Source organism: Pseudomonas sp. P20, assembly GCF_016463925.1.
GTDB lineage: Bacteria > Pseudomonadota > Gammaproteobacteria > Pseudomonadales > Pseudomonadaceae > Pseudomonas > Pseudomonas aeruginosa.
The window spans coordinates 190,638-217,177 of sequence record NZ_JAEMVM010000001.1; the positions used below are offsets into that span (position 1 = coordinate 190,638).

General features: G+C 66.9%; 24 protein-coding genes. 12 read left to right on the forward strand and 12 right to left on the reverse strand.

Annotated features, from left to right (window positions below):
* The first annotated feature begins 27 nt into the window (after positions 1-27).
* Positions 28-258, forward strand: coding sequence for a YheU family protein (locus JHD77_RS00900; RefSeq protein ID WP_003091959.1), 231 nt, complete (start codon positions 28-30; stop codon positions 256-258).
* A 323-nt stretch (positions 259-581) separates the two neighbouring features.
* On the opposite strand, the gene JHD77_RS00905 is transcribed toward JHD77_RS00900, so the two are convergent.
* A complete protein-coding gene (locus tag JHD77_RS00905; RefSeq protein WP_003103745.1) occupies positions 582-1,907 on the reverse strand; it encodes a hypothetical protein in 1,326 nt (441 codons plus the stop codon).
* 216 nt (positions 1,908-2,123) lie between these two features.
* On the opposite strand from JHD77_RS00905, the gene JHD77_RS00910 reads away from it, so the two are divergent.
* Positions 2,124-3,839 carry an MFS transporter gene (locus JHD77_RS00910; protein ID WP_003103747.1) on the forward strand — a complete coding sequence of 572 codons (1,716 nt, stop codon included), beginning with the start codon at positions 2,124-2,126 and terminating at the stop codon, positions 3,837-3,839.
* 121 nt (positions 3,840-3,960) lie between these two features.
* Here the strand turns inward: JHD77_RS00910 and JHD77_RS00915 are convergent, their stop codons facing one another.
* Positions 3,961-5,301, reverse strand: a complete 1,341-nt coding sequence (locus JHD77_RS00915; RefSeq protein ID WP_003122185.1) for a DEAD/DEAH box helicase — start codon at positions 5,299-5,301, stop codon at positions 3,961-3,963.
* A 185-nt stretch (positions 5,302-5,486) separates the two neighbouring features.
* Between JHD77_RS00915 and JHD77_RS00920 the strand changes: the two genes are divergently transcribed.
* The 4 genes from JHD77_RS00920 to JHD77_RS00935 all read left to right on the forward strand — a co-directional run bounded on the left by JHD77_RS00920 (position 5,487) and on the right by JHD77_RS00935 (position 9,367).
* Positions 5,487-6,854 (forward strand): MFS transporter, encoded by a 1,368-nt coding sequence (locus JHD77_RS00920; RefSeq protein ID WP_191519413.1) that lies wholly within the window; start codon positions 5,487-5,489, stop codon positions 6,852-6,854.
* A 167-nt stretch (positions 6,855-7,021) separates the two neighbouring features.
* On the forward strand, positions 7,022-8,350 hold the full coding sequence (locus tag JHD77_RS00925) for a mechanosensitive ion channel family protein (protein WP_003103754.1): 1,329 nt from the start codon (positions 7,022-7,024) through the stop codon (positions 8,348-8,350).
* Between the two features lie 19 nt (positions 8,351-8,369).
* Positions 8,370-8,912, forward strand: coding sequence for a dihydrofolate reductase family protein (locus tag JHD77_RS00930; RefSeq protein ID WP_003103756.1), 543 nt, complete (start codon positions 8,370-8,372; stop codon positions 8,910-8,912).
* Positions 8,909-9,367 carry an NUDIX hydrolase gene (locus JHD77_RS00935; protein ID WP_003113894.1) on the forward strand — a complete coding sequence of 153 codons (459 nt, stop codon included), beginning with the start codon at positions 8,909-8,911 and terminating at the stop codon, positions 9,365-9,367. The genes JHD77_RS00930 and JHD77_RS00935 overlap by 4 nt, the downstream gene beginning before the upstream one ends.
* Positions 9,368-9,482: 115 nt before the next feature.
* Here JHD77_RS00935 and JHD77_RS00940 read toward each other — a convergent pair whose 3' ends face one another.
* Positions 9,483-11,177 carry an NAD-dependent malic enzyme gene (locus JHD77_RS00940; protein ID WP_003103761.1) on the reverse strand — a complete coding sequence of 565 codons (1,695 nt, stop codon included), beginning with the start codon at positions 11,175-11,177 and terminating at the stop codon, positions 9,483-9,485.
* Positions 11,178-11,633: 456 nt separating this feature from the next.
* Between JHD77_RS00940 and JHD77_RS00945 the strand changes: the two genes are divergently transcribed.
* On the forward strand, positions 11,634-12,230 hold the full coding sequence (locus tag JHD77_RS00945; RefSeq protein ID WP_003103763.1) for a C40 family peptidase: 597 nt from the start codon (positions 11,634-11,636) through the stop codon (positions 12,228-12,230).
* Positions 12,231-12,250: 20 nt separating this feature from the next.
* On the opposite strand, the gene rarD is transcribed toward JHD77_RS00945, so the two are convergent.
* The 9 genes from rarD to apbC form a co-directional block, all read right to left on the reverse strand.
* Positions 12,251-13,150: an EamA family transporter RarD gene (rarD, locus tag JHD77_RS00950; protein ID WP_003103767.1), complete on the reverse strand. Its 900-nt coding sequence runs from the start codon at positions 13,148-13,150 to the stop codon at positions 12,251-12,253.
* Positions 13,147-14,007, reverse strand: a complete 861-nt coding sequence (locus JHD77_RS00955; RefSeq protein WP_003092000.1) for a carboxylate/amino acid/amine transporter — start codon at positions 14,005-14,007, stop codon at positions 13,147-13,149. The genes rarD and JHD77_RS00955 overlap by 4 nt, the downstream gene beginning before the upstream one ends.
* A 93-nt stretch (positions 14,008-14,100) precedes the next feature.
* Positions 14,101-14,907 (reverse strand): cyclohexadienyl dehydratase, encoded by an 807-nt coding sequence (pheC, locus tag JHD77_RS00960; RefSeq protein ID WP_003092003.1) that lies wholly within the window; start codon positions 14,905-14,907, stop codon positions 14,101-14,103.
* 154 nt (positions 14,908-15,061) lie between these two features.
* Positions 15,062-15,667, reverse strand: coding sequence for an acyl-homoserine-lactone synthase RhlI (gene rhlI / locus JHD77_RS00965; RefSeq protein ID WP_031755535.1), 606 nt, complete (start codon positions 15,665-15,667; stop codon positions 15,062-15,064).
* Positions 15,668-15,846: 179 nt separating this feature from the next.
* Positions 15,847-16,572, reverse strand: coding sequence for a quorum sensing system transcriptional regulator RhlR (gene rhlR / locus JHD77_RS00970; protein ID WP_003119559.1), 726 nt, complete (start codon positions 16,570-16,572; stop codon positions 15,847-15,849).
* A 124-nt stretch (positions 16,573-16,696) separates the two neighbouring features.
* Entirely contained in the window at positions 16,697-17,977 is a 1,281-nt protein-coding gene (locus JHD77_RS00975; protein ID WP_003117532.1) for a glycosyltransferase, read from the reverse strand.
* A 65-nt stretch (positions 17,978-18,042) separates the two neighbouring features.
* Entirely contained in the window at positions 18,043-18,930 is an 888-nt protein-coding gene (rhlA, locus tag JHD77_RS00980) for a 3-(3-hydroxydecanoyloxy)decanoate synthase (protein WP_003092013.1), read from the reverse strand.
* Between the two features lie 423 nt (positions 18,931-19,353).
* The gene (gene dcd, locus JHD77_RS00985) at positions 19,354-19,920 is read right to left on the reverse strand and encodes a dCTP deaminase (protein ID WP_003092017.1); all 567 of its coding nucleotides are present in this window, start codon (positions 19,918-19,920) and stop codon (positions 19,354-19,356) included.
* A gap of 100 nt (positions 19,921-20,020) precedes the next feature.
* Entirely contained in the window at positions 20,021-21,115 is a 1,095-nt protein-coding gene (gene apbC / locus JHD77_RS00990; protein WP_003092020.1) for an iron-sulfur cluster carrier protein ApbC, read from the reverse strand.
* Positions 21,116-21,245: 130 nt separating this feature from the next.
* Here apbC and metG point away from each other — a divergent pair, with 130 nt between their 5' ends.
* The 5 genes from metG to JHD77_RS01015 form a co-directional block, all read left to right on the forward strand.
* Positions 21,246-23,282: a methionine--tRNA ligase gene (gene metG / locus JHD77_RS00995; protein ID WP_031755534.1), complete on the forward strand. Its 2,037-nt coding sequence runs from the start codon at positions 21,246-21,248 to the stop codon at positions 23,280-23,282.
* 33 nt (positions 23,283-23,315) lie between these two features.
* Complete coding sequence (locus tag JHD77_RS01000) at positions 23,316-24,116, forward strand: DUF4349 domain-containing protein (RefSeq protein WP_003117530.1); 801 nt, start codon at positions 23,316-23,318, stop codon at positions 24,114-24,116.
* 86 nt (positions 24,117-24,202) lie between these two features.
* A complete protein-coding gene (gene tse3 / locus JHD77_RS01005) occupies positions 24,203-25,429 on the forward strand; it encodes a type VI secretion system effector muramidase Tse3 (protein WP_003092026.1) in 1,227 nt (408 codons plus the stop codon).
* Positions 25,426-25,863 carry a T6SS effector muramidase immunity protein Tsi3 gene (gene tsi3 / locus JHD77_RS01010; protein WP_003117529.1) on the forward strand — a complete coding sequence of 146 codons (438 nt, stop codon included), beginning with the start codon at positions 25,426-25,428 and terminating at the stop codon, positions 25,861-25,863. The genes tse3 and tsi3 overlap by 4 nt, the downstream gene beginning before the upstream one ends.
* Before the next feature lie 294 nt (positions 25,864-26,157).
* Positions 26,158-26,540: contractile injection system protein, VgrG/Pvc8 family (locus JHD77_RS01015; RefSeq protein ID WP_253887096.1), on the forward strand; the 383-nt coding region annotated here is incomplete at its 3' end.

The window sequence follows — 26,540 nt, forward strand, 5'->3', positions numbered from 1 at the left end:
ATTCGCCGCCATCCCGGAGTACCGCCAATGCTGATCCCCCACGACCTGCTCGAAGCCGACACCCTGAACAACCTGCTGGAAGACTTCGTCACCCGCGAAGGCACCGACAATGGCGACGAGACCCCGCTGGACGTGCGTGTAGAACGCGCCCGGCATGCCTTGCGGCGGGGCGAGGCGGTGATCCTGTTCGACCCGGAGAGCCAGCAGTGCCAGTTGATGTTGCGCAGCGAGGTGCCTGCGGAGCTGTTGCGCGACTGAGTCGCGGCATCGCCCCGCCTGGCGGGGCGGGTTCGCCGCCCTGCCCCCCCCGGAAACGCCGGACAGCGCCCCCGCTCCGTAGGGCGAATAACCGCTCGCGGTCATCCGCCGCTCATCCGCGACATCGGCGGATAACGCCCATGGCGTTATTCGCCCTACACACCCCGAAAAAGCCGGACTGCGCCCCCGCTCCGCAGGGCGAATAACCGCTCGCGGTCATCCGCCGCTCATCCGCCCTACACGCCCCGGAAACGCCGGACAGTGCCCCCGCTCCGTAGGGCGAATAACCGCTCGCGGTTATCCGCCGCTTATCCGCCGCCCCCTCACTCCTTCGCCCCACCCTCCTCCGTCTCCAACGCCGCCCTGACGATGTTCCGGCTATGCGCGCCGAAATGCCCGATCAGTTCGATCAGTTGCGCGTTCAGCGCCGCATTGTCGTGGGCCTCAGGGCGTGGCTGGTTGCTCTCGCTGAAGTCCTGCGCGGCGGAGGCCGGGCGGGCGGCCAGCCATTCGCCGATGGCGGCGTCGAAGGCCGCGGCGTGGGCGTTCGACTCGGCGGCCACCACCTCGCGCAAGTAGGTCGGCGAATAGGCCGGATAGGCACCGTCGCGGCGGGTGTCGGCGTAGGCGTCGAGCATCGGCTGCGGGCGGCCGTCGCGGAGCAGTTGGCGCAGCCAGTCGAACTGGTATTTCTCCACCGCGGTATGGCGGTTCGCGACACGCTCGATGGCCGCCTGCTTTTCCTCCGGGTAGCCGAGCAATGCCTTGCCCTCCATCTGTAGCATCGCCGCCAGGCTGGCACCGGGCAGCGGCGTGGAGTGGTAGGGCTGGGTGATGTCCTGGATGTAGTGCATGCCCCAGCCAAGGAACCGGTAGCCCCAGTAGGGATGACCGTTGGCGAAGGCGAAGCGGGACAGGCCGAAGTACTGGTAGGCACGCCATTCCGGCCAGGCCCGGGCGAGGAACGGCGCGCCGCTGTAGATCACCGCCGCCTCGTGGTAGAAGCCCATGTGGAACGGCGCCTGGGAGCTGAACTCGAAGCGCGGGTCGCCGAATGGCTGGGTGCCGAAGCCGTAGCGCTGGCCGGCTTCGCCGGGGTTGTCGCTGAACAGGTTGATGTCGTGGCCGTAGTCCGGTTCGTCGGCGGCGGTGGCCAGCACTGCCAGGGGCGCGACTCGCTCGCCGGGCTCCAGGCGGATGAAACGCCAGGCGGTCCACGGCGAGAGGTTCTGGAACACCAGCACCTCCTGTGGCTTGAGGTGCGGGCGCTGCGGCTGGTCCTGCCCGGGAAGCGGCTGGAGCGCCAGCGCCAGGCGGATCTCCGGGTTGACCCGCAGCGCCGCGAGGAACGCCTGACGCAAGTCGCCGGCCTCGCCCTCGGCAGCGAAGCGCAGGGCGTCCGGACGCGCCGGGTAGTTGCCGATATGCGCTCGGGCGTAGGCTTCCTGCTCGTCCAGCAGGGCGGCCAGTCCGCCGCGCTCGGCGGCGAGGAACGCCTCCAGCGGCTCCACCTCGACTTCCGGCGCCTCGCGGATGGCCGCCAGCTCGCGTAATGCCAGGTAGCTGCCCACCGTATGGTTGGACCAGGCCCACAGGCTCGGCGAGACGACCCACGCCCCCAGCAGCAGGCAACGCAACAGCAACTTCATCGGCTTTTCGCTCTTGTCTCGACTCGGTGCCGGCAAGCCTACCAATGCGGGACACCCAGGGCACTGTCCTGCCTGGACATCGGAACTCTCCGATAGCGCCATCGGACCAATGTCTATCCACGCCGGGCCGGCCCCATGACCGCCATCAATGGCGCCCAGGCGCCAGGCGGCTAGACTTTCCCGACATCAGGCACGCTGATACAAGGCACCCATCTGATGCTCCAGTCCGTTTCGCCCAAGCACGACCTGCCCCTCAAACCCGAAGGCCAAGCGGCCAAGCCAGAACGCACCGGCACCTGGGCGCCGTTCTCGATCCAGGCCTTCCGCATCATCTGGATCTGCAACCTGTTCGCCAACCTCGGCACCTGGGCCCAGTCGGTGGCCGCCGCCTGGGTGGTCACCGACGCCCACGCCAGCCCGCTGATGGTGGCGATGATCCAGGTCGCCGCGGCGCTGCCGCTGGTGCTGCTGTCGATCCTCTCCGGGGTCATCGCCGACAACCACGACCGGCGCAAGATCATGCTCTGGGGACTCAGCTTCGAGATGACCGGGGCGATGTTCGCCACCCTGCTGGCCTTCCTCGGCTACCTCGACCCGGTGCTGCTGATCATCTCCATCCTCTGGATCTCCCTCGGCGGCTCGGTGACCATCCCGGCCTGGCAGGCGGCGGTCAACGAGCAGGTGCCGGCGCGCATGGTCAGCGACGCGGTGCTGCTCAACAGCGTCAACTACAACGTCGCCCGCGCCGCCGGCCCGGCCCTCGGCGGCCTGTTGCTGAGCGCGGTGGGACCGGCCTGGGTGTTCCTGTTCAACAGCTTCTGCTACATGGCCCTGATCTGGGCGATCTGGCAGTGGCGGCGCGACGTGCCCAAGCGCAGCCTGCCGCCGGAAGGCATCCTCGAAGGCGTCACCGCGGCGCTGCGCTTCACCCAGTACTCCACCGTCACCCGCCTGGTGATGATGCGCTCCTTCGCCTTCGGCCTCTCCGCCAGCGCGGTCTGGGCCCTGCTGCCGCTGCTGGCGCACCGCAACCCGGACGGCGACGCGGCGATCTACGGCTACATGCTCGGCGCCCTCGGCCTCGGCGCGATCCTCGGCAGCACCCAGGTCTCGCGCCTGCGCCAGCGGATCGGCAGCAGCCGGCTGATCAGCCTGGCCGGCTTCACCCTGGCGCTGATCCTGCTGACCCTCGGCCTGGTGGACAACCTCTGGGTCCTGTTCCCGGTGCTGATCCTCGGTGGCGGCTGCTGGATCGGCGCCCTCGCCACCTACAACTCGGCGGTGCAGATCCTCGTCCCCGACTGGATCAAGGCGCGCGCCCTGGCGCTGTACCAGACCGCGCTGTACGGTGGCCTGGCGCTGGGTTCGTTCCTCTGGGGCCATCTCGCCGAGACCATGACCGTGCACGGCGCGCTGCTGGCCGCCGGCTGCCTGCTGCTGGCCTCGGTGATCCTCCTGTACAACTCGCGCCTGCCGGAAATGGACGCCGCCAGTATTTCCCGCGCGCCGGCGAGCATGCCCGGGCAGCCGAGCTTCGTCTTCAACACGCGGCGGGGCATGGTGCTGGTCTCCATCGAATACCGGATTCCCGCCGAGCGCACCCGCGACTTCGTTCGCGCCGCCCAGCCGCTGCGCCGCCTGCGCCTGCGCAACGGCGCGGAGCGCTGGTCGCTGTTCCGCGACGTGAGCAACCCGGAGGTCTGGCAGGAACTGTTCCTGGTGGACAACTGGATCCAGCACCTGCGCATGCTCGACCGCATGACCCTGGCCGACAAGATCGTCATCGACAACGTCACCGCCCTGCATGCCGGCGACGGTCCGCCGCAGATCCGCCATTGCGTGAGCTACGAGGCCAGCAGCTACGATACGCCGCTGGTGAAGAGTGCCACGCCGCCGGCCAACGACGAGGCGGGCGCGACGGCGGGGAGCTGAGAACGGGGCCAGGCAGTCCCCCGGGGCGGACAGCGCCAGCGGCGTTATCCGCCATCCAACGCCGGCGCGGCGGATAACCGAAAACGGTTATCCGCCCTCCGAAGCGGTCGGCGGCGCGCGATCACTCCGCCGTCGGCTTCTTGCGCTTGAGCGGCGCCATGCCGTCGGCGCTGACCACCGCCGACGGCCCGGCCTTCGGCCGCGCGGCGGGCTTGCGCTTGGCCGCGGGCTTGGCGGCGGCGCCCTTCCTGTCCTGCTTTTTCTTCTTGCTGCCGGCGGCCTTGCCCGACGCCTTGAGTTTCTTCGGCCCCTGGTAGGCGGCCTTCAGTTCCTTGATGTTGCGTCGTTCGAAGTTCTGCTTGAGGTAGCGTTCGACGCTCGACATCAGGTTCCAGTCGCCATGGCAGATCAGCGAGATCGCCAGGCCCTCGGCGCCGGCGCGACCGGTCCGGCCGATGCGGTGCACGTACTCGTCGCCGCTGCGCGGCATGTCGAAGTTGATCACCAGGTCCAGGCCTTCGACGTCCAGGCCGCGTGCGGCGACGTCGGTGGCGACGAGGATCTTCACCGCGCCCTGCTTCAGGCGTTCGATGGCCAGCTTGCGGTCCTTCTGGTCCTTCTCGCCATGCAGGACGAAGACCTTGTGCTGGTTGGCGATCAGCCGCCCGGTCAGGCGATCGGCGGAGACCCGGGTATTGGTGAAGACGATGGCCTTGGTGTAGGTCTCGTTGCTCAGCAGCCATTGCAGCAACTGTTCCTTGTGCGCCACGTCGTCGGCGGTGATGACCTGCTGGCGGACGTTCTCGTTCAGCTCGCCGACCTGGTTCAGGCGCAGCACTTGCGGCTCGCGCAGCACCTCGGCGATCACCTTGTTCAATCCGGCGCCGCTGTGGGTGGCGGAGAACAGCAGGGTCTGGCGCTCGGCCGGGCAGGCATTGGCCAGGGCCAGCACGTCGTCGGCGAAGCCCATGTCGAGCATGCGGTCGGCCTCGTCCAGCACCAGCACCTCGATGTCCTGCAACGGCAGGTTGCCGGCGTTGCGCTGCTCGAGCAGGCGGCCGGGGGTGCCGATGATGATCTCCGGGTTCTTGCGCAGGCGCGCGCCCTGCACCTTGAAGTCCTCGCCGCCAGTGATCAGGCAGGCCTTGATGAAGGTGAACTGGGCGAAGCGCTCGACTTCCTTGAGGGTCTGCTGGGCCAGCTCGCGGGTCGGCAGGAGGATCAGCGCGCGCGCCAGGGAGCGCGGCTTGTCCTCGGCCAGCAGGCGGTGCAGCAGCGGCAGCAGGAAGGCCGCGGTCTTGCCGCTGCCGGTCTGCGCCGTGACCCGCAGGTCGTGCCCCTCCAGCGCCTTGGGAATGGCCGCGGCCTGGACCGGCGTCGGCTCGCTGAAGGACAGGCTTTCCAGTGCCTTCAGCAGGCGTTCGTGGAGGGGAAATTGGCTGAACAAGGGAGACCTCGGCATTGCACGTGAAAATGGACAGGTGCATAGCCTAACGGTTGCCGCGCCGGCGCGCAGGCTTTATTCGCGCGGCGCGACGGCCAGCGCCGGCGTCGCAATCGGCTCGACGCCGGGTCGCCGCCAGGCAAGCACGGCGCGGGCGGCGATCGCAGACTCGTTCGACGCCCGCCGCCCAGAGGAACCAGGTCATGCCCGACGCGCCCGCATCCGCCGCCGAACGCCTCGAACGGCTGCCGCTGAGTCCGTATCACCGACTGGTCTTCGTGATCATCGCGCTGGCGTTCTTCTTCGACTCGATGGACCTGGCGATGATGACCTTCCTGCTCGGCTCGATCAAAGCCGAGTTCGGGCTCGACTCGGCGCAGGCCGGGCTGCTGGCCAGCTCGAGCTTCTTCGGCATGGTGATCGGCGCGGCCCTGTCGGGCATGCTCGCCGACCGCTTCGGGCGCAAGCCGGTATTCCAGGCCAGCATCGTGCTCTGGGGCCTGGCCAGCTACCTGTGCTCCACCGCCGGCGACCTCGACAGCCTGACCTTCTACCGGGTATTGCTGGGGATCGGCATGGGGATGGAGTTTCCCATCGCCCAGTCGCTGCTGTCGGAGATGATCCCGGCCAGCCGCCGCGGCAAGTACATTGCGCTGATGGACGGCTTCTGGCCGCTGGGCTTCGTCGCTGCCGGCTGCCTGTCCTACTTCCTGCTGCCGCTGACCGGCTGGCGCAGCATTTTCCTGGTGCTGGCGCTGCCGGCGGTGTTCTTCCTCGCCATCCGCTTCCTGATTCCCGAGTCGCCGCGCTGGCTGGAGCAGGCCGGCCGGCGCGAACAGGCGGACCGGGTATTGCGCGACATAGAAGCACGGGTGATGCGTTCGCTGGGCCTGACCGAACTGCCGCCGCCGCTGCGCCAGCCGCAGCGGGAACGCAGCCGTCCGGGCTTCTTCAGCGCCTTCGCCGAGCTCTGGTCGCCAGCCTACCGGCGCCGCACCCTGACCGTCTGGGGCCTGTGGTTCTTCGCCCTGCTCGGTTTCTACGGCCTGACCTCCTGGCTCAGCGCGCTGCTCCAGCAATCCGGCTTCGCCGTCACCCAGTCGGTGTACTACACGGTGCTGATTTCGCTGGCCGGGATACCCGGCTTCCTCTGCGCGGCCTGGCTGGTGGAAAGCTGGGGCCGCAAGCCGAGCTGCGTGCTGATGCTCCTCGGCGGCGGCGCGATGGCCTACGCCTACGGCCAGACCGCGGTGTTCGGCGGCAGCCTGGCACTGCTGATCGGCTTCGGCCTGGCCATGCAGTTCTTCCTGTTCGGCATGTGGGCGGTGCTCTACACCTATACCCCGGAACTCTATCCGACCTCCGCGCGCGCCACCGGCTCGGGCTTCGCCTCGGCGGTCGGGCGGATCGGCTCGCTGCTCGGCCCGCTGGTCACCGGGCTGGTCCTGCCGCTCACCGGCCAGGGCGGGGTGTTCACCCTCGGCGCCCTCTGTTTCGGCGTCGCCGCCCTGGTGGTCTGGGCCTTCGGCATCGAGACCCGCGGGCGCACCCTGGAGGAGCTTGCCGGCTGAGCCCGCGCGTCGGCGGAAAACCTTTGTAGACACGTCGGGGATGCGATCCGGCGCCCGATGGGGCACTCTTGGTTCCTTTGTGCGTTCCCGGCCCCCGCGTCGGGATGTCCGTTCAACCGCGGGGCCGGCCCGTCCCCCCCGCCCGCAACAAAGGAAGTCGCCTGTCCATGGACTCCACATCCCTTCTCGACCAGCTCTCCGGGTACTGGTCGGCGCTCGACCAACACCCTATCCTGCACGCCGGCCTGGCCTTCGGCCTGCTGCTGGTGGGCGCCCTGATCCTCGGCCGGGTGGCCCGCTACATCGTCCTCTACGCCGCCAACCTGCTCGCCCGCCAGCCCGCGCTGCACTGGCTCGGCGACCTGATCCGCAACAAGGTGTTCCAGCGCCTGGCGCAGACCACGCCCTCGCTGCTGGTGCAATTCGGCCTGCCATGGATCCCGGAGATGCCGGACAAGGCCGCGCACTTCCTCGGCAACCTGGCACTGGCCTTCACCGTGCTGTTCCTGATCCTCGCCCTCACAGCGCTGCTGAATGCCCTGCTGGACATCTACGCGCGTACCGAGCACGCCCGCACCCGCTCGATCAAGGGCTACGTGCAACTGGCGAAGATCGCCGTGTTCGTGTTCGGCGCGATCATCATCGTCTCGATCATCATCGACCGCTCGCCGCTCCTGCTGCTGTCCGGCCTCGGCGCGATGTCGGCGGTCCTCCTGCTGGTCTACAAGGACACCCTGATGTCCTTCGTCGCCAGCGTGCAGCTCACCAGCAACGACATGCTGCGAGTCGGCGACTGGATCGAGATGCCGCAGGTCGGCGCCGACGGCGACGTGGTGGACATCACCCTGTACACCGTGAAGGTGCAGAACTTCGACAAGACCATCGTCTCGGTGCCGACCTGGCGCCTGATGTCGGAGTCGTTCAAGAACTGGCGCGGCATGCAGCAGTCCGGCGGACGGCGGATCAAGCGGGCGATCTACGTCGACTCCAGCCAGGTGCGTTTCCTCGACGAGAAGGAAGAGCGGCGCCTGAGCCAGGTGCGCCTGCTCACCGAATACATGGCCCGCAAGCAGACCGAGTTGCAGGAGTGGAATGCCGCCAACGGCGGGGTCGCCCCGCTGGCCGCCAACCGCCGCCGGCTGACCAACATCGGTACGTTCCGCGCCTACGCCCTCGCCTACCTGCAGAACCATCCGGACATCCATCCGCACATGACCTGCATGGTCCGCCAGTTGCAGCCGACCGCCCAGGGCATCCCGCTGGAGATATACTGCTTCACCCGCACCACCGCCTGGGTCGACTACGAGCGCATCCAGGGCGACGTGTTCGACTACCTGCTGGCGGTGATGCCGGAGTTCGGCCTCGGCGCCTACCAGCAGCCCAGCGGCCAGGACCTGCGCCAGGGGCTGCAGGGCATGCTCGAAGGGCGTGACGCCGAGGCCCGTTCGTTCGAGGCGTTGGCCGCACCGAGCCGCAGCGACGAAGCCACTGTCTGAAGCGAGGGGAGCGCCGTCCATGAAACCGCACCTGATCTACTACGTCGCCACCAGCCTGGACGGCTTCATCGCCCGTCCCGACGGTAGCGTCGACTGGCTCGACCGTTTCGCCGAGGGCGGCAACGACCATGGCTACAACGGCTTCTACCAGGGCATCGACGGGCTGCTGATGGGCCGCGGCACCTACGATATCGTGCGCGGCTTCGGCGACTGGCCGTATCCGGGCAAGCCCTGCCAGGTGCTCACCCGCAATCCCCGGGAGAGCGCGGTGGAAGGCGTCGAGTTGCGCCATGACACGCCCCAGGAAGGCCTCGCACGCCTCGGCGAACAGGGCTGCCGGCGGGTCTGGCTGGCCGGCGGCGGCAGCCTCGCCGGTAGTTGCCTGGCGGCCGGGCTGCTCGACGAGGTGATCGTCAGCGTCATTCCGCAGCTGCTCGGCGCCGGCATCCCGCTGTTCGCCGGCGGCCGCGAGCGGCGCCTGCAACTGCTGGAACAACATGGCTACAACAGCGGCATCGTACAGATGCGCTACCAGGTGATCGCCGAGGACGACCCGCAATGACCGACAACCTGCTGAGCATTTCCGCCGCCTGCCTGTTCGACGACCAGGGCAACCTGTTGCTGGTGCGCAAGCGCGGCACCCAGGCCTTCATGCTCCCGGGCGGCAAGCGCGAGCCGGGCGAAACGCCCCTCGCCGCGCTACAGCGCGAACTGCTGGAGGAACTGCGCCTGCCGATGGGCGCCTCGACCTTCGAGCACCTCGGCAGCTTCCAGGCGCCGGCGGCCAACGAGGCGAACACCCGCGTCGATGCCGATATCTACGTCGCCCGCTTGCCCCACGCCGTCTGTGCGCAGGCGGAGCTGGAGGAACTGGCCTGGCTGGTCCCCGGCCAAGCGCAGCCGGACAATCTCGCGCCGCTGCTGCGCGATCATGTCCTGCCGGCCCTGGCGCGGCGCGCGGCGGAAAACCCGGAAACCCAGGCCGAACACCGGACGCGCCCCGATCATGTGCGCTGAGCGCTACCGTCAACGAAAAAGGCCACCTCGGGGTGGCCTTTTCGCGTTCTCGCACCGATCGCGCGGAATATCGGCGGTTAACGCCTCTCCCCCGTGCGCAGCCTGCGGCTGAGCCTCAGAACGAAGTCCGGCGGTAGGCACGGTAGCGCGGGAACCAGAAGTTCGCCTCGATGGCGTCGTTCAGTACCTCGTCGCTGGTATGCAGGGCCTTGCCCTCGGCCTGGGCCTGCTTGGCCACGGCGACGGCGATGCGCTTGCTGACCTCGCGGATGTCGCCCAGCGCCGGCAACACGGCGCCCTCGCCCTGAGTAACGATCGGCGAGCAGTTGGCCAGGGCGTTGGCCGCGGCCATCAGCATGCCTTCGGTGACCCGGTTGGCCCGCGCGGCGATCACCCCCAGGCCGATGCCGGGGAAGATATAGGCGTTGTTGCACTGGGCGATGGGAATCCGCTTGTCGCCCACCTGCACCGGTTGGAACGGGCTACCGGTGGCGACCAGCGCCTGGCCGTCGGTCCAGTTGAGGATTTCCTGCGGAGTCGCCTCGACCCGCGAGGTCGGGTTGGACAGCGGCATCACCAGCGGCTGCTTGCAATGGCTGTGCAGCTCACGGATGACCTCTTCGGAAAACAGCCCGCGCTGCCCGGAGACGCCGATCAGCACCGTCGGCCGGGCATTGCGGATCACTTCCAGCAACGCCAGGTCGTCGCCCTGCTGGCCGCCCCAGGCACCGAGATCGGCGCGCTTCTGCGCCAGGCGGTGCTGGAAGTCGAGCAGGTTGCTCATGTCGTCGGTGAGCAGGCCCCAGCGGTCGACCATGAAGATGCGCCGACGCGCCTGGGCCTCGTCCAGGCCCTCCAGTTGCATGGCGGCGATGATCTGTTCGGCGATGCCGCAACCGGCGGAGCCGGCGCCGACGAAGGTCACGGTCTGCTCGCTGAGCTTCTCGCCCTTGGCCTTGCAAGCCGCCAGCAGGGTGCCCACGGCCACCGCGGCGGTGCCCTGGATGTCGTCGTTGAAGCAGCACAGCTCGTCCTTGTAGCGCTCCAGCAACGGCATGGCATTGGTCTGGGCGAAGTCCTCGAATTGCAGCAGGACGTTGGGCCAGCGGCGCTTGATCGCCTGGATGAACAGGTCGACGAACTCCTCGTACTGCGCCCCGCTCACCCGCTCGTGGCGCCAGCCCATGTACATCGGGTCGTTGAGCAGGTCCGGGTTGTTGGTGCCGACGTCCAGCACCACCGGCAGGGTGTAGGCCGGGCTGATACCGCCGCAGGCGGTGTACAGCGACAGCTTGCCGATCGGGATGCCCATCCCGCCGATGCCCTGGTCGCCGAGGCCGAGGATCCGCTCGCTGTCGGTGACCACCACGATCTTCACGTTGTTCTTGGTGGCGCTGCGCAGGATGTCGTCGATCCGCTCGCGGTCCGGGTAGGAGATGAACAGGCCGCGGTGGGTCCGGTAGATCTTCGAGAACTCCTGGCAGGCCTGGCCGACCGTGGGGGTGTAGATGATCGGCATCATTTCTTCCAGGTGCTCCTCGAGCAGGCGGAAGAACAGGGTCTCGTTGTTGTCCTGGATCGAGCGCAGGAAGATGTGGCGGTCCAGATCGGTGTTGCACAGGTTGTACTGGCTGTAGGCGCGCTCGGTCTGCTCCTCGATGGTCTCGATGTTGTGCGGCAGCAGGCCCTGCAGGTTGAAATCGATGCGTTCCTGGGTACTGAACGCGCTGCCTTTGTTCAGCAGCGGCATCTCCAGCAGCGAAGGGCCGGCATGGGGAACGTACAAGGGACGCTTGGCTGTTTCGGTCATATCTGGACTCGCTTCTACGGGCTTCACTCGGGTACGGGGACCACGAACATACCCCCGGCGCAGAGGCTTTCCAAGGCCACGGCGAACAACAGGTCATTGCCGGACCCGCAAGTATCGCCACTTGCACGGCGAAACCGGCGCGTCACATCCGGAACCGATCATTCGACGAATGGTCAGAAGGCCGGCGTCAAAATAGGTCACAATAGCCGCCGCTTTCGTAGGGGAATACGCTGGGAACGCCGATGAGTCCCCGATTTTCCTTCGTTAAGCCCGTTATCGCCGGGACAACCTGAATGCATCCAGGCCCGGAAGCAGTTGGCCGTTTCGTTTGACGGCCTGGTCGGAAGAGTCAGGAGGGCTCGTTCCGGTCACCCAGAAGACACTCCGATGAACAGAGAGTAACCACGAACCAGCGGAAGCCTGGACCGTTATTCACGCACGCGAAGACATGCCGAAATGCGTTCACCCTTTTTGACATGCCTGTCTGTAGGCTTCGCGGCCCTTCTGGCCGCCCTCTCGACGCCCAGCCTGGCTTCCAACCAGGTCACCCACACCTTCAAGCCGTCGAAGAATTCCACCCTGTCGCCCAGCCGGGTCGTCAGCACCCGCCAGTCCGCCAACCGCTCGGTGGTCGCGGCCGCCGCTTCCGAAGTCACCGACCGCGCCTTCAGCATGATCGGCACCCCCTACCGCTGGGGCGGCACCACGCCGAAGAAAGGCTTCGATTGCAGCGGCCTGGTCAACTATGTGTTCCAGGACGTCGATGACGTCGACCTGCCGCGGACCGCCCGCGCCATCTACAACATGGACAACAACAAGGTCTCCCGCGGCAAGCTGCAACCGGGCGACCTGGTGTTCTTCCGGATCCGCAGCCGCAGCGTCGACCACGTCGGCATCTACGTCGGCAACGACCGCTTCGTGCATGCGCCGCGGCGCGGCAAGAAGGTCCGCGTCTCCGACCTCAACAGCAGCTACTGGAAACGCCACTACCTGGCCGGCAAGCGCATCCTGCCGACCACCCTCGCCCAGGTCGAAAGCACCCGCAAGCGCTGATTCCGGCGCCTGCGGCTCGCTCAGATGCCCCGCCGCGCCTGTTTCCTCAGCAGGCGCGCGCTGTCCCAGCCGGTCAACAGCACCGCCAGCCAGATCGGCGCGTAGGTCCATAGCTGCTCGGGACGGAACGCCTCGCCGAGGAACAGTACCGCCACCAGGAACAGCAGCACCGGTTCGACGTAGCTGAGAATCCCGAACAGCCCCATCGGCAGCAGCCGGCTGGAAGCCATCATCGCGCCGAAGGCCAGCGCGCTGATCAGCCCCAGCATCGGCAGCAGCAGCCACAGGCGCGGCGCCTCGCGGAAGGCCTGGCTCTCGTCGCCCAGCCAGTACAGCGCGGCCAACGCCAGCGGCAGCAGGAAGAGCATCTCGAAGACGAACCCGGACAGCGCGTCCACGCCCATCCTGCGCCGCAGCATGAAGTACGGGGGATAGCCCAGCGCGGTGACCAGGGAGACCCAGGAGAACGCGCGGGTCAGCCAGAACTCGTGGAGCACCCCGGCCAGCGCGCAGGCCACGGCGATAGCCTGCAGCGGCGTCAGGCGCTCGCCGTAGAACACCCGCCCCACCAGCACCATCGCCAGCGGCAGGAGGAAGTAGCCCAGCGACAGTTCAAGGGTTTTCCCGGCCAACGGCGCCCAGATGAAGATGCCCCATTGCAGCAGCATCATCGCCGCGGTCAGCGGGAAGCAGGCCAGCAGCCAGGGCTCGGCGAACAGCCGGCACCAGGCGGCGCGCAGGGTCGGCCACTGGCGGGTGGCGACGACCAGCAGGAATACCATCGGGATCGACCAGACCACCCGATGCGCCACCACCTGCAGGCTGTCCAGCGGCTCCAGCAGGTGGACGTAGCCCGGCAGGGTAACGAACAGCACCGAGGCGGCCAGCGACAGCAGCACGCCCTGTCCGGAAATCCTCATGCACGCACCTCGCGCCGGCCGAGCCGGTTGACCCACAGCGAAGCGACGATCACCGCGCCGCCCAGGGCCAGGCGCGGCAGGTCGGCGTGCTGGTTCCAGATCAGCAGGTTGAGCAGCAACCCGACCGGCACGTGCAGGTTGTTCATCACCGCCAGGGTACCGGCGTCCACCTCGGTGGCGCCCTTGTTCCACCAGAACTGGCCGAGGGCGGTGGCCAGCAGCCCCATCCATACCAGTACGCCCCATTGCAGCTCGCCGGCCGGCAGGCGCTGCGGATCGCCGAACAGCAGCCAGGCAGGCAACGCCACCAGCAGCGCGCCAACGAAGAAATAACCGAAGCGCTGGCGCTGCGGCAGCTCGGACGGGTACTTGCGCACCAGGCGCTTGTACAGCACCTGGCCGGCGGCGAAGGTGGCGTTGGCCAGTTGCAGCAGCAGGAAGCCCTGGAGGAACTCGCCGGTGATCCCGTCGTAGCGGATGATCGCCGCGCCCAGCACCGCTACCAGCGCGGCGGCCAGGGCCCAGAAGTTGAAGCGGCGGTTGAGCAGGTCGTCGAACAGGGCCACGTGGACCGGCGTCAGCACGGTGAACAGCAGCACCTCGGGCACCGTCAGCACGTTGAAGCTCAGGTACAGGCAGACGTAGGTGATGCCGAACTGCAGCGCGCCGACCAGCATCACCCCGCCGACGAAACGCGGTTCGACGCCGCGCCAGCGGGTCAGCGGGAGAAACACCAGGCCAGCGAGAAGGACCCGGGTAAGCACGGCGAAGTAGCTGTCGACCTGGCCGGCGAGGTACTCGCCGATCAGGTTGAAGGAGAACGCCCAGAGGACGGTGACGAACAGTAGATAACGCATGGACCAGGCACCAGGATGGGGCGCCGACCATAACGTTTTTGCCGCCGCCAAGGAAGGCCGCGCGGGCCCGCGGCCACCCTCGCCGGCCCTGTATTACTTGCCGTGCGCGGTGGGCCAGCGGTATTCGAGCCAGTGCTCCATGCGCTGGCGCAACAAGCCGCTCTGCTCGGCGATGTGCAGCCACTGGTCGACGTAGCGCTTGAAGGCCTCGTCGCGCGGCAGCAGGTAGGCCTTCTCGGCGAAGTCGAAGGGTTGCTGCGGATGCACGGCGCAGAGTTCCGGGTGCAGACGCGACTGCAGGCGGGCCTCGATGGCGTCGGTCATCATCAGGTCGGCCTTGCCGTCGACGATCTGCTGGAAGATCGTCACGTTGTCCGGATGCACCAGGATCCGGGCCTTCTTCAGGTTCGCCCGGGCGAACTTCTCGTTGGTGCCGCCGGGGTTGACGATGGCCGTCACGCCCGGCTGGTCGATCTGCTCCAGGGTCTGGAAACGCGCTTCTTCGCTACAGAGGGTGATCGGCGTCTTGCCGTCGCGCAGGTAGGGAATCGAGAAATACGCCTGGCGCTGGCGCTCCAGGTTGATCGAGATGCCGCTCATGGCGATGTCGAAGCGGTCGTCGGCGAAATCGCGCATCAGGTTCGGCCAACTGGTCGGCACCACTACCAGCTTGGCCCCCAGGCTCTCGGCCAGGCGCTGCGCCATGTCCACATCGAAGCCAGCATAGCCGCCCTCCTCCGTGCGGTAGCTGAAGGGCTTGTAGTCGCCAGTGGTGGCGACGCGCAACACGCCGCTCTCGAGGATGCGGTCGAGGCGGCTCTCCTGCGCCTGGAGGCTGGCGCTGGCCAGCAGCGCAAGGCAGGCCAGGGCCTGGACGAGATGGCGGAATGACTTCGGCATGGCGACTCCTCGGGATGGCGGACCGCAGAGAGACTACGCAAGTCGGCAGCCGCGGCCAAATCCCGGAATGCAGGGGAACGCCCGATGACGCCGGGGCGCGGGCCGAGCATGCGGCAGGAGAAGCGGAAAAAAGTGCGCGAAACGGCTGACGACCTCACACCGCCATCGACAGCGGTACGCCCTGCAGCCATTCCGGGTGGTAGCGCAGCAGCATCTCCAGGCCGCGCTCCTGGTAGGCCGGGAAGCTGATCGCGACCAGCGTCTCGCCCTTGACCTTCTGCGGCGAGCCGAGGCGCTGGAGGATCACGCCGTTGCGAACGAAATAGCGCTCCATGGCCGTGGTGGTCACCGCCACCACCGAACTGGCGCCCAGGTACCAGGCGCATTGCAGGCTGGACCAGAATATCTTCATCGCCAGTTGCGGATCGTCCGCCGCGCTGGCGGCGTAGCGCGAAAGCTCCCATACCGACGGATCGCTGGGCGGGGTTTCGCTGCACAGGTAGGCGAAGACTTCCTTGAGCAGGTAGGCGTCGGTCGTCGGCAACAGGCGGGCGCAACCGCAGATACCCTGGCGGCCCATGGCGACGATGTAGCGGGTTTGCGGATGGTCGAACTGGTCGAACTCCTGGTCGCGGACCCTGGAGGTGGAGACCACGTCCCAGCCCAGCTTCTCGATGAAGACCTGATGCCGGTAGCGTCCCAGCTCGGCGATCATGGCGGCGGAAAGCCCTTCCAGCGATTCAGAGAGCAATTCGATCATGACCAAGTCCCCGTGTCGTGCCGGCCGAGAAAAAAAGGCGGCATCCCTACCCTGATACTCCTGGGCCCTCTCAGTCGGAGGACATACCAGCACACACATGAGGGGGAAGACTAAAGGAGGATGAACGGCAGGCAACCTGCCAAATCTGGTAGGGCGCGCCGGCCGGCGCGCCCTGCGCTTCAGATGAGGCCCAGCGCCGCGGCGTAGGCGGCAGCCAGCGTCTTGTTCGGCGCGTCGAACTTCTTCTGGATGTTCTTGTGGTGGAAGTTCACCGTGCTCTCGGAAATGCTCAGGATGATGGCGATTTCCCCGGAACTCTTGCCGTCGGCGGTCCATTGCAGGATCTCGCGTTCGCGATGGCTCAGGCAGACCGGGTTGGACATCAGCATCGGATGCTCCAGGTCGGTCAGCTTCTGGGTCAGCAACTCGATCATGCAACGCAGCCGCAGGCGTATTTCCTCGCGCTCGAAGCTGGAGATGTTCTGCTGGTCGCGCGCCACGGAAAGCACGCTGAGCAAATTGTTCGGCGCGCGGATCGGCAGGGTCGCGCCGACACAGAGGCCCCAATCGCGAGCCTCGTTCCAGAGCATCCGGCTCTGGTCGAACAGGCTGTCGCTCCAGACCACCATTTCCGAGGAGCGCAGGCCGTTGAGGATCGCCGGATCCACGGCCCCGTAGTTCTGCATCTGGTATCGCTCCAGCCAGGCCTTGGGATAGGTGCCATGGACCTCGGTCTTCGGCCGGGTGAAGGGAATCGTATGGCGCACACCATAGGCGTAGTAATCGAAGCCCAGGCGCCGCACTTCCTTTTCCAGGACGGCGAACACGCCCTGGCTGTCGTGGATCGGCTGCATCTCGCTACGCAAACCGTCCCACCACAGCAAAAAGCCTCCGTCATTCCTCATTGCAGTAAGCCCTGATCGATAAAATGCATCACAGCAGAATTGGCCCGGGGTATGACGCTGTCAAGCGCGCAGCCTTGCCGATACGGCAAAATCATGGCAACCCTATCTGTTATGCCAGCACCGTTCAGGACGCAGCCTTCAGCCATCGCGCATCCCCCTCCCTATGACAACGTTCGACCACCTGGGCCGCTTTACCGCAAGCGATACTGTGCGGTTGTGACAATTCCATGAAACGCCGACAGGCCGCCGCCATGGCCGGGTCCTCGAGCAAGCGCCACAGCGCACCGCGCAACTCCTGCTCGCGCAACGGCACGCCCAGGCGCATCCCGCAGCCGAGCCGGACCAGCCGTTCGGCATTGTCGAACTGGTCGTGGGCGCAGGGCAGCAGCACCTGCGGCACCCCCGCCGCCAAGGCCAGGCTCATGGCGCCGATACCGCCCGGATGGACCAGCCCGGCGCACGATGGCAGCAAGGCTCCCAGTGGCGCGTAGGCGCGCTGCAGCACGTGATTCGGCAAGCCGCGCAGCGGTTCCTGGCCGGCGCCGGTGAGGAAGATCCCACGCGCGCCGAGGCGTTCCAGCGCGCGCAGGGCCATGGCGTAGAAGTCGCCCTGCAGGTGTTCGGTCGAGCCCTGGGTGAACACCAGCGGCCGGCTGCCCTGATCGAGAAAGCGTTGCAGTTCGTCGTCGAGCGGGGTCCCCGGGATACTGCCGTCGAACAGCGGGAAGCCGGTCATGTGCAGGGGTTGCGGCCAATCCTGCTGGGGTGGCGCGAACCAGGCCGGGAACAGGCAGACCACGCCCTGCGGCGAATGCATCCATTGGGTGAAGATGCGCTTCACCGGCGTTTCCAGGCCGACCTTGCGGCGCACCGCGTTGATCTCCGGCGCGCAGGTGCGATCCAGCTTGAAGCGCTCGATGCAGCGCCAGAGCAGCTTGCGCATCGCCAGCGGCATCTGCTCGGGCACGTTGAACTTGGGGTGTACCGGCGGCAGGTGCGCCGACAGCAAGGTCGATGGCGAGACCTGCGTGGACAGGTAGGGAATCCCGTACTTCTCGTGAGCGATGCGTGCGCCCAGCGCCCAGAGCGAGCCGACCACCACGATGTCGTCATGGCGCTGCGCCGAGACGTACTCGTAGACCGGCTCGATCATCCCGGCGATGGCTTGCCAGAGCACGCCGAAGGACGTCTTGGGGTCCCACAGGCGCGGATCGCCCATGGTCCGGCGGTAGGTCAGTTCGTCGCTCAGCGGGACGAACGCGATGCCGTGCTGCTCCACCGCGTCGCGAAACACCGGGATGGTGCAGAGGCTCACGCGGTGCCCGCGCAATTTCAGGGTCCGGGCCAAGCCGATGAAGGGAAATACGTCGCCGGCCGAGCCGATGGCGATGAGGATGGCGTGCATGGGGCTACTCCGTGCGTTATGCAACCGCAAAGCCCGGCCAGGCCGGGTCTTCGCAGGTCAAGGGTTCAGGCGTAGCCGATGGCCATCTCGTGGAATCCCGCCGCGCGTTCCGCCCGCTGCGGCTCCGGTTGCTTCAGCAGGTGCTCGAGCAGGGCGCGGTGCACGCGTACCGCGGCCAGCTTGGACTCCAGGTCGAGGAAATGCCCGGTGCCCTCCACCCGCGAGAAACTGCAGTGCGGCAGGTAGTCGCGGAACTGGCGGGCGTCCTCGGCGGTGGTGTATTCGTCCCAGCTGCCGTTGATGAAATGCACGTGGCTCTGGATCCGCTCCAGGCAAGCCAGGTAGCCCCGATCGTTGAGCGCCAGCACCTGGTCGATGTGAAAGCGCGCCTGCTCGTATTCGCCGGTGGCCAGCGAAGCCATGTGCTGATGGTTGCTGGCTTTCAGGCGCGGCGGCAGGTATTTGCCGACGGTCTCGTTGAGCAGATGGCCGATCGCCGACTTGTCGTCCAGCTCGATCAGCGCCTGCGCCCGCCCGACGTAGTCGAGCATCGCCTGGTTCAGTCCAGGGGCGAATGCCATCACCACCGAGCTGCGGATGCCGCGCGGATTGCGCGACAGCGCCAGCAGCGTGGAGATACCGCCCCAGGACGCGGAGACCAGGTGATTGACCTCGAAGCGCTCGATCAGCGCCAGGAGGATTTCCACCTCGTCGTCCTTGGTGATCAACCCGCGCTGCGGGTTGTGCTGCCGCGACTGCCCGGCGAAGGGCAGGTCGAACAGCACCACGTTGAAATGTTCGGCCAGGCACTTGCAGGTCCGGGCGAACGAGGCGGTGGTCGCCATCGCGCCGTTGACCAGCATCACCGTGCTGCGCCCGGGATCCTGCCCAACGCGCTCGACATGTACCCGCAGGCCCTTGCAAACCGATACCAACAGACTTTCGCGCCGCATTTCACACCTCCCAAAAATTTTCGAACAGGCAAACAGCTATCGCTGCCACGGGTATCCCGGCATTACGTAGAGTTCGTTCTTGTTGTTCGAACGGCAGACAAGTAACTCAGCGGCCATCCGCGCGGACCAGCCACGGCGGATGCGTACCCCTTCAGGCGAGGGGCTTGTGTGGGTCTTGCAGATCGGCCTGCGCAAACGATTGGCGTCCGTGTTCACGCGTAGCCGATGAACACTTTTTAGCCAATTCGAAAGCTAACGGTAACTGCCAGATTTCACAGGACGGGCGGCCGCCTGCGCATAAGCCCCTGCCCGCCCGCGATAAGGCGTGCCAGAGCGGCCGGCGGGGAACAGCGAGGGGTTGGCGGAAAAGGCATGAAAAAACCGGGCGCCAGGCCCGGTTTCCGGTGTCGAAACGCTCTGGCGTCAGGCTTTTGGCAGGGTCACGCCGCGCTGGCCCTGGTATTTGCCGCCACGGTCCTTATAGGACACTTCGCAGGCCTCGTCGGATTGCAGGAAGAGCATCTGCGCCACGCCTTCATTGGCGTAGATCTTCGCCGGCAGGTTGGTGGTATTGGAGAACTCGAGGGTCACATGGCCTTCCCACTCCGGCTCCAGCGGGGTGACGTTGACGATGATGCCGCAACGCGCGTAGGTGCTCTTGCCCAGGCAGATGGTCAGGACGTCGCGCGGGATGCGGAAGTACTCGACGGTGCGCGCCAGGGCGAAGGAGTTCGGCGGGATGATGCAGACGTCGCTGTTGATGTCGACGAAGCTTTTCTCGTCGAAGTTCTTCGGATCGACCACCGCCGAATGGATGTTGGTGAACACCTTGAATTCGGCGGCGCAGCGCACGTCGTAGCCGTAGCTGGACACCCCGTAGGAAATCACCCGGCTGTCGTCCGCGCCGCGCACCTGGCGCTCGACGAACGGCTCGATCATGCCGTGCTCCTGAGCCATGCGGCGAATCCACTTGTCCGATTTGATGGTCATGGAGGGTGTCCTGTCGAAAGCTGCGAAAAATGATCGCGAATCTTACCGGGGCCGCCGCCCCAGGGCAAAGGCAGCCGTCGCCGACGGCTGCCCGAGCGCCTCAGTCGTCGCTGATGCTGATGTTCGGCAGGCCGACGCTGGCCCGCTCGCTGAGAACGATGCGCGCGCCGACATGGCGGGCGATTTCCTGGTAGAGCATCGCCAGTTGGCTTTCCGGGTCGGCGATCACCGTCGGCCGGCCGCTGTCGGCCTGGGTGCGGATGGCGATCGACAGCGGCATGGACGCCAGCAGCTCGACGCCGAACTGCGCCGCCAGCTTCTCGCCGCCGCCCTCGCCGAACAGGTGCTCGGCATGGCCGCAGTTGGAGCAGATATGCACCGCCATGTTCTCCACCACGCCGAGCACCGGGATGTTCACCTTGCGGAACATCTCCACGCCCTTCTTCGCGTCGAGCAGCGCCAGGTCCTGCGGGGTGGTGACGATCACCGCGCCGGCCACCGGCACCTTCTGCGCCAGGGTCAGCTGGATGTCGCCGGTGCCCGGCGGCATGTCCACCACCAGGTAGTCGAGGTTGTCCCAGGCGGTCTGGGTGATCAGTTGGATCAGGGCACCGGAGACCATCGGCCCGCGCCAGACCACCGGCGTGCTGTCGTCGGTGAGGAAGGCCATCGACATCACCTGCACCCCGTGCGCCTCCAGGGGCTCGAACCACTTCTGCTCACGGACCTTCGGCCGGGTGCCTTCCGGCAGGCCGAACATGATGCCCTGGCTGGGTCCGTAGATGTCCGCGTCGAGGATGCCCACCCGCGCACCCTCGCGGGCCAAGGCCAGGGCCAGGTTGGCGGCGGTGGTGGACTTGCCGACGCCGCCCTTGCCGGAAGCCACCGCGACGATGTTCTTCACGTTGCCCATCACCTCGACCTGCGGCTGTGCCTTGTGCGGCTGGATCACGCAGTCGACCCGGACCTCGGCGCGAGCGACGCCGTCGAGCGCCTCCAGGGCCATTTGCAGGGTTTGCGCCAGGCCGTTTCTGAACAGCCCGGCGGCGTACCCCAGTTCCAGGCGCACCCGCACGCGGTCGCCCTGGATCTCCACCTCGCGCAGGCAGCCGGCGCTGACGGGGTCCTGGTTCAGATAGGGGTCCTGGTACTGGCGGAGGGTGGCTTCCACCGTTTGGCGAGTGATAGCGGACATGGGGGATTTCCTGAGGGTTAAGCGGGGAATCGATGCCGGTCATCCTACCCGAGTGGCGCGCGGATGAAAAAAAACCGCCGCTTCTTTATAGTGACCGATCCGTTTAGCTCTCAGCCGATAAGCCGAACCCATGTCCGAACCACGCAAGATCCTCGTTACCAGCGCCCTCCCCTACGCCAACGGTTCCATTCACCTGGGACACATGCTGGAGTACATCCAGACGGACATGTGGGTGCGCTTCCAGAAGATGCGTGGCAACCAGGCCGTTTACGTCTGCGCCGACGACGCCCACGGTTCGGCGATCATGCTCCGCGCCGAGCGCGAGGGCATCACCTCCGAGCAACTGATCGACGCCGTGCGCGCCGAGCACATGGGCGACTTCGCCGACTTCCTGGTGGACTTCGACAACTACCACTCGACCCACTCGGAAGAGAACCGCGAGCTGTCCAGCGCGATCTACCTGAAACTGCGCGACGCCGGGCACATCGACACCCGCCCGGTGACCCAGTACTTCGACCCGGAAAAGCAGATGTTCCTCGCCGACCGCTTCATCAAGGGCACCTGCCCGAAGTGCGGCACCGCCGACCAGTACGGCGACAACTGCGAGGCCTGCGGCGCGACCTACGCCCCGACCGAACTGAAGGACCCGAAATCGGCGATCTCCGGCGCCACCCCGGTGCTCAAGGAATCGCTGCACTACTTCTTCAAGCTGCCGGACTTCGAGGCCATGCTCAAGCAATGGACCCGCAGCGGCGCCCTTCAGGAGTCGGTGGCCAACAAGCTCGCCGAATGGCTGGACAGCGGCCTCCAGCAGTGGGACATCTCGCGTGACGCGCCGTACTTCGGCTTCGAGATTCCCGACGCTCCCGGCAAGTACTTCTACGTCTGGCTGGACGCGCCGATCGGCTACATGGCCAGCTTCAAGAACCTCTGCGCGCGGCGTCCCGAGCTGGACTTCGACGCGTTCTGGGGCAAGGACTCCGGCGCCGAGCTGTACCACTTCATCGGCAAGGACATCGTCAACTTCCACGCGCTGTTCTGGCCGGCCATGCTCGAAGGCGCCGGCTACCGCAAGCCGACCGCGCTGAACGTGCACGGCTACCTGACCGTGAACGGCCAGAAGATGTCCAAGTCGCGCGGCACCTTCGTCAAGGCGCGCACCTACCTCGACCACCTGGACCCGGAATACCTGCGCTACTACTACGCGTCCAAGCTCGGCCGCGGCGTCGAGGACCTCGACCTGAACCTCGAGGACTTCGTGCAGAAGGTCAACTCCGACCTGGTCGGCAAGGTCGTCAACATCGCCAGCCGCTGCGCCGGCTTCATCCACAAGGGCAACGCCGGCGTGCTGGTCGGCGCCGATCCGGCGCCGGAGCTGCTCGCCGCCTTCCGCGAGGCCGCACCGGGCATCGCCGAGGCCTATGAGGCCCGCGACTTCAATCGCGCCATGCGCGAGATCATGGCCCTCGCCGACCGCGCCAACGCCTGGATCGCCGAACAGGCGCCCTGGGCGCTGGCCAAGCAGGAAGGCCAGCAGGACAAGGTCCAGGCCGTCTGCGGCCTGGGCATCAACCTGTTCCGCCAGTTGGTGATCTTCCTCAAGCCGGTGCTGCCGAAGCTGGCCGCCGCCGCCGAAGCCTTCCTCAACGTCGCCCCGCTGACCTGGGCCGACCACCAGACCCTGCTGGCCAACCACCAGTTGAACCCGTTCCAGCCCCTGATGACCCGTATCGAGCCCGCGAAAGTAGAAGCCATGATCGAAGCCTCCAAGGAAGACCTCGCCGCCGCCGCATCCCAACCCGCCGGCAACGGCGAGCTGGTCAAGGAACCCATCGCCGCGGAGATCGACTTCGACGCTTTCGCCGCGGTCGACCTGCGCATCGCCCTGATCGAGAAGTGCGAATTCGTCGAAGGCGCCGACAAGCTGCTGCGCCTGTCGCTGGACATCGGCGACGCGAAGCGTAACGTGTTCTCCGGGATCAAGAGCGCGTATCCCGACCCGAGCGCCCTGGAAGGCCGCCTGACGCTCTATGTGGCCAACCTGGCGCCGCGCAAGATGAAGTTCGGGGTGTCCGAGGGCATGGTCCTGGCCGCCGGCCCGGGTGGCGAGGAGATCTACCTGCTGAGTCCGGACAGCGGAGCCAAGCCGGGCCAGCGCGTCAAGTAACGCAGACCACGAAGCCATGGAGGGCTCGATAGAATGAACGCATGGAAGCTTGCCGCCGGCGTCCTGCTGGCGGCGCTCTACGGATGCTCCGCCGAACACGCCGAAAGCGTCTCCGGCAATGCCGGTTTCCAGGGCGAGACGGGCAAACCCGGCACCGCCCTCGCCTACGAACACCGCGTCGGCATCCGCCTTCCCGCCGCGCGTATCGACGCGCAACTCGCCGCCAGCCGCGACGCCTGCAACAGCGAGCGCTTCGGCCAGTGCGACGTGCTCGCCATCGAACAACGCGGCGGTATCGGCCATTACGCCGAACTCACCGTGCGCATCGTCCCGGACGGCGTGGAGAAGCTGGTCGCGGCCGCTGCCGAGGGCGGCACGCTGGAAAGCCGGCAGACCCGCGCCGAGGACCTGGCCCAGGCGGTCGCCGACACCCGCCAGCAACGCGAGCGCCTGCAACGCGAGTACCAGACCCTGCAGCAATACCAGGGGCGCAAGGACATGAGCGTCGGCGACCTGCTGGCCCTGGCCAAGGAAATCGCCGCGGTGGAAGCCCAACTGGCCGACAACGCCCAGGCCGGCGCCCAGCAGCAGCGGCGCATCGCTACCAACCTGCTGACCCTGAGCTTCAGCAGCGAGGCGCAGCCGGACAGCCGCCTCGGCCAGCTCGCCACGGCCGCCGGGCAACTGCTCGACGACCTTGTCGATGGCACCATCGCCGCAATGAAGTTCTTCGCCTACAGCCTGCCGTTCCTCGTCGTGCTGCTGCCGCTGGGCCTGTTGCTGCGCGGCCTGTGGCGCTGGCTGCGGCGGCCCGGCAAGAACGAGGCGCGCTGAGCCCAGGCATACGGGCGGACCGGGAGGGTCCGCTCTTTCGCCCAGGACCGCCTGACGGGCCTGGCAACTCACAAGGAGGAAGACCGATGACCGCCACCAGCGACCTGATCGAGTCACTGATTTCCTATAGCTGGGACGACTGGCAGGTGACCCGCCAGGAAGCCCGCCGGGTGATCGCCGCGATCCGCAACGACAACGTGCCCGATGCGACCATCGCCGCACTCGACAAGAGCGGCTCGCTGATCAAGCTGTTCCAGCGGGTGGGCCCGCCGGAACTGGCGCGCTCGCTGATCGCCAGCATCGCCGGGCGCACCACCATGCAGCGCTACCAGGCACGCAATGCCTTGATCCGCAGCCTGATCAACAATCCCCTGGGCACCCAGACCGACAACTGGATCTACTTCCCCACCATCACCTTCTTCGACATCTGCGCCGACCTCGCCGACGCCGCTGGCCGCCTGGGCTTCGCCGCGGCCGGCGCCACCGGGGTGGCCAGCCAGGCGATCCAGGGTCCGTTCAGCGGGGTCGGCGCCACCGGCGTCAATCCGACCGACCTGCCGTCCATTGCCTTCGGCGACCAGCTCAAGCTGCTCAACAAGGACCCGGCGACCGTCACCAAGTACAGCAACCCGCTCGGCGACCTGGGCGCCTACCTGAGCCAGCTGTCGCCGCAAGACAAGCTGAACCAGGCACAGACGCTGGTCGGCCAGCCGATCAGCACGCTGTTCCCCGACGCCTATCCGGGCAACCCGCCGTCGCGGGCCAAGGTCATGTCCGCGGCCGCGCGCAAGTACGACCTGACGCCGCAACTGATCGGCGCGATCATCCTCGCCGAGCAGCGTGACCAGACTCGCGACGAAGACGCCAAGGACTATCAGGCGGCAGTCAGCATCAAGAGCGCCAACACCTCCATCGGCCTCGGCCAGGTAGTGGTCTCCACCGCGATCAAGTACGAGCTGTTCACCGACCTGCTCGGCCAGCCGGTGCGCCGCGGTCTGTCGCGCAAGGCGGTCGCCACCCTGCTGGCTTCCGACGAATTCAACATCTTCGCCACCGCCCGTTACATCCGCTACGTCGCCAACCTGGCGTCGCAACAGGACCTGCGCAAGCTGCCGAAGACCCGCGGTGCATTTCCCTCCATCGATCTCCGCGCCTACGCCGGCAATCCGCGCAACTGGCCGCGGGACAATGTCCGCGCGCTGGCCTCGGAATACACCTCGCGTCCCTGGGACGACAACCTGTCGCCGGGCTGGCCGATGTTCGTCGACGATGCCTACGCCACCTTCCTCGACCCTGGAATGAGGTTCCCATGAAGACAGTCGCCCTGATTCTCGCCAGCCTCGCCCTGCTGGCCTGCACCGCGGAGTCCGGGGTGGACTTCGACAAGACCCTGACCCACCCGAACGGCCTGGTGGTGGAGCGCCCCGTCGGCTTCGACGCGCGGCGCAGCGCCGAGGGCTTCCGCTTCGACGAAGGCGGCAAGCTGCGCAACCCACGCCAACTGGAGGTCCAGCGCCGGGACGCGCCGCCCCCGACCGACCTGGCGAGCAGGCGCCTGGGCGACGGCGAGGCGCGCTACAAGGTAGAGGAAGACGACGGCGGCTCCGCAGGCAGCGAATACCGTCTGTGGGCAGCCAAGCCGGCGGGCGCGCGGTGGATCGTGGTCAGCGCCAGCGAGCAGAGCGAGGATGGCGAACCGACCTTCGCCCTGGCCTGGGCGCTGCTGGAGCGGGCCAGGTTGCAATAGAACCGCTCTCTGCGGAGTGCCGGACGCTCCGTGGAACCTCCGTCGATCCGGGCGGAGCAGCATCCTGCTCGGGTTGCGGTAGCGCTTTTTCGCTCAGTCTGCGCCCATCGGATTTTCCCTGACATATTTTGTTTCATAGTACTGAGACTCAGGCGCGCCGCGGTTTTCCGGCGATGTGCGCAACAATTTGCACAGTTTTTTTGACGTAGCATCCGCGCGATCACGCACTTCGGATCGAGCACGGCGAACAGGGACGCCAGCCGTGCAGGTTTTTCGAGAAACAGGGGACAGCGGATGTTCAACCCGGCCAACCAGACCCACTTCAGCCTCAGCCTCGACGGCCTCCGTCACGACCTGCAGGTCCTCGCCTTCAACGGCCACGAAGGCATCAGCCGGCCCTACCGCTTCGAACTCGAACTGGTCAGCGAGCGCGCCGGCCTCGACCTCGAAGCGCTCATGCACCGGCCCGCCTTCCTCGCCTTCACCCCGCAGGGCCAGGGTGTCCACGGCCTGGTCTACGGCGCTGCCCAAGGCGATGCCGGCAAGCGCCTGACCCGCTATCGCCTCACCCTCGTCCCACACCTGGCCTACCTCGCCCAGCGCAACAACCAGCGGATCTTCCAGCACCTCACGGTGCCGCAGATCGTCGCCCTGATCCTCGAGGAGCACGGCATCCT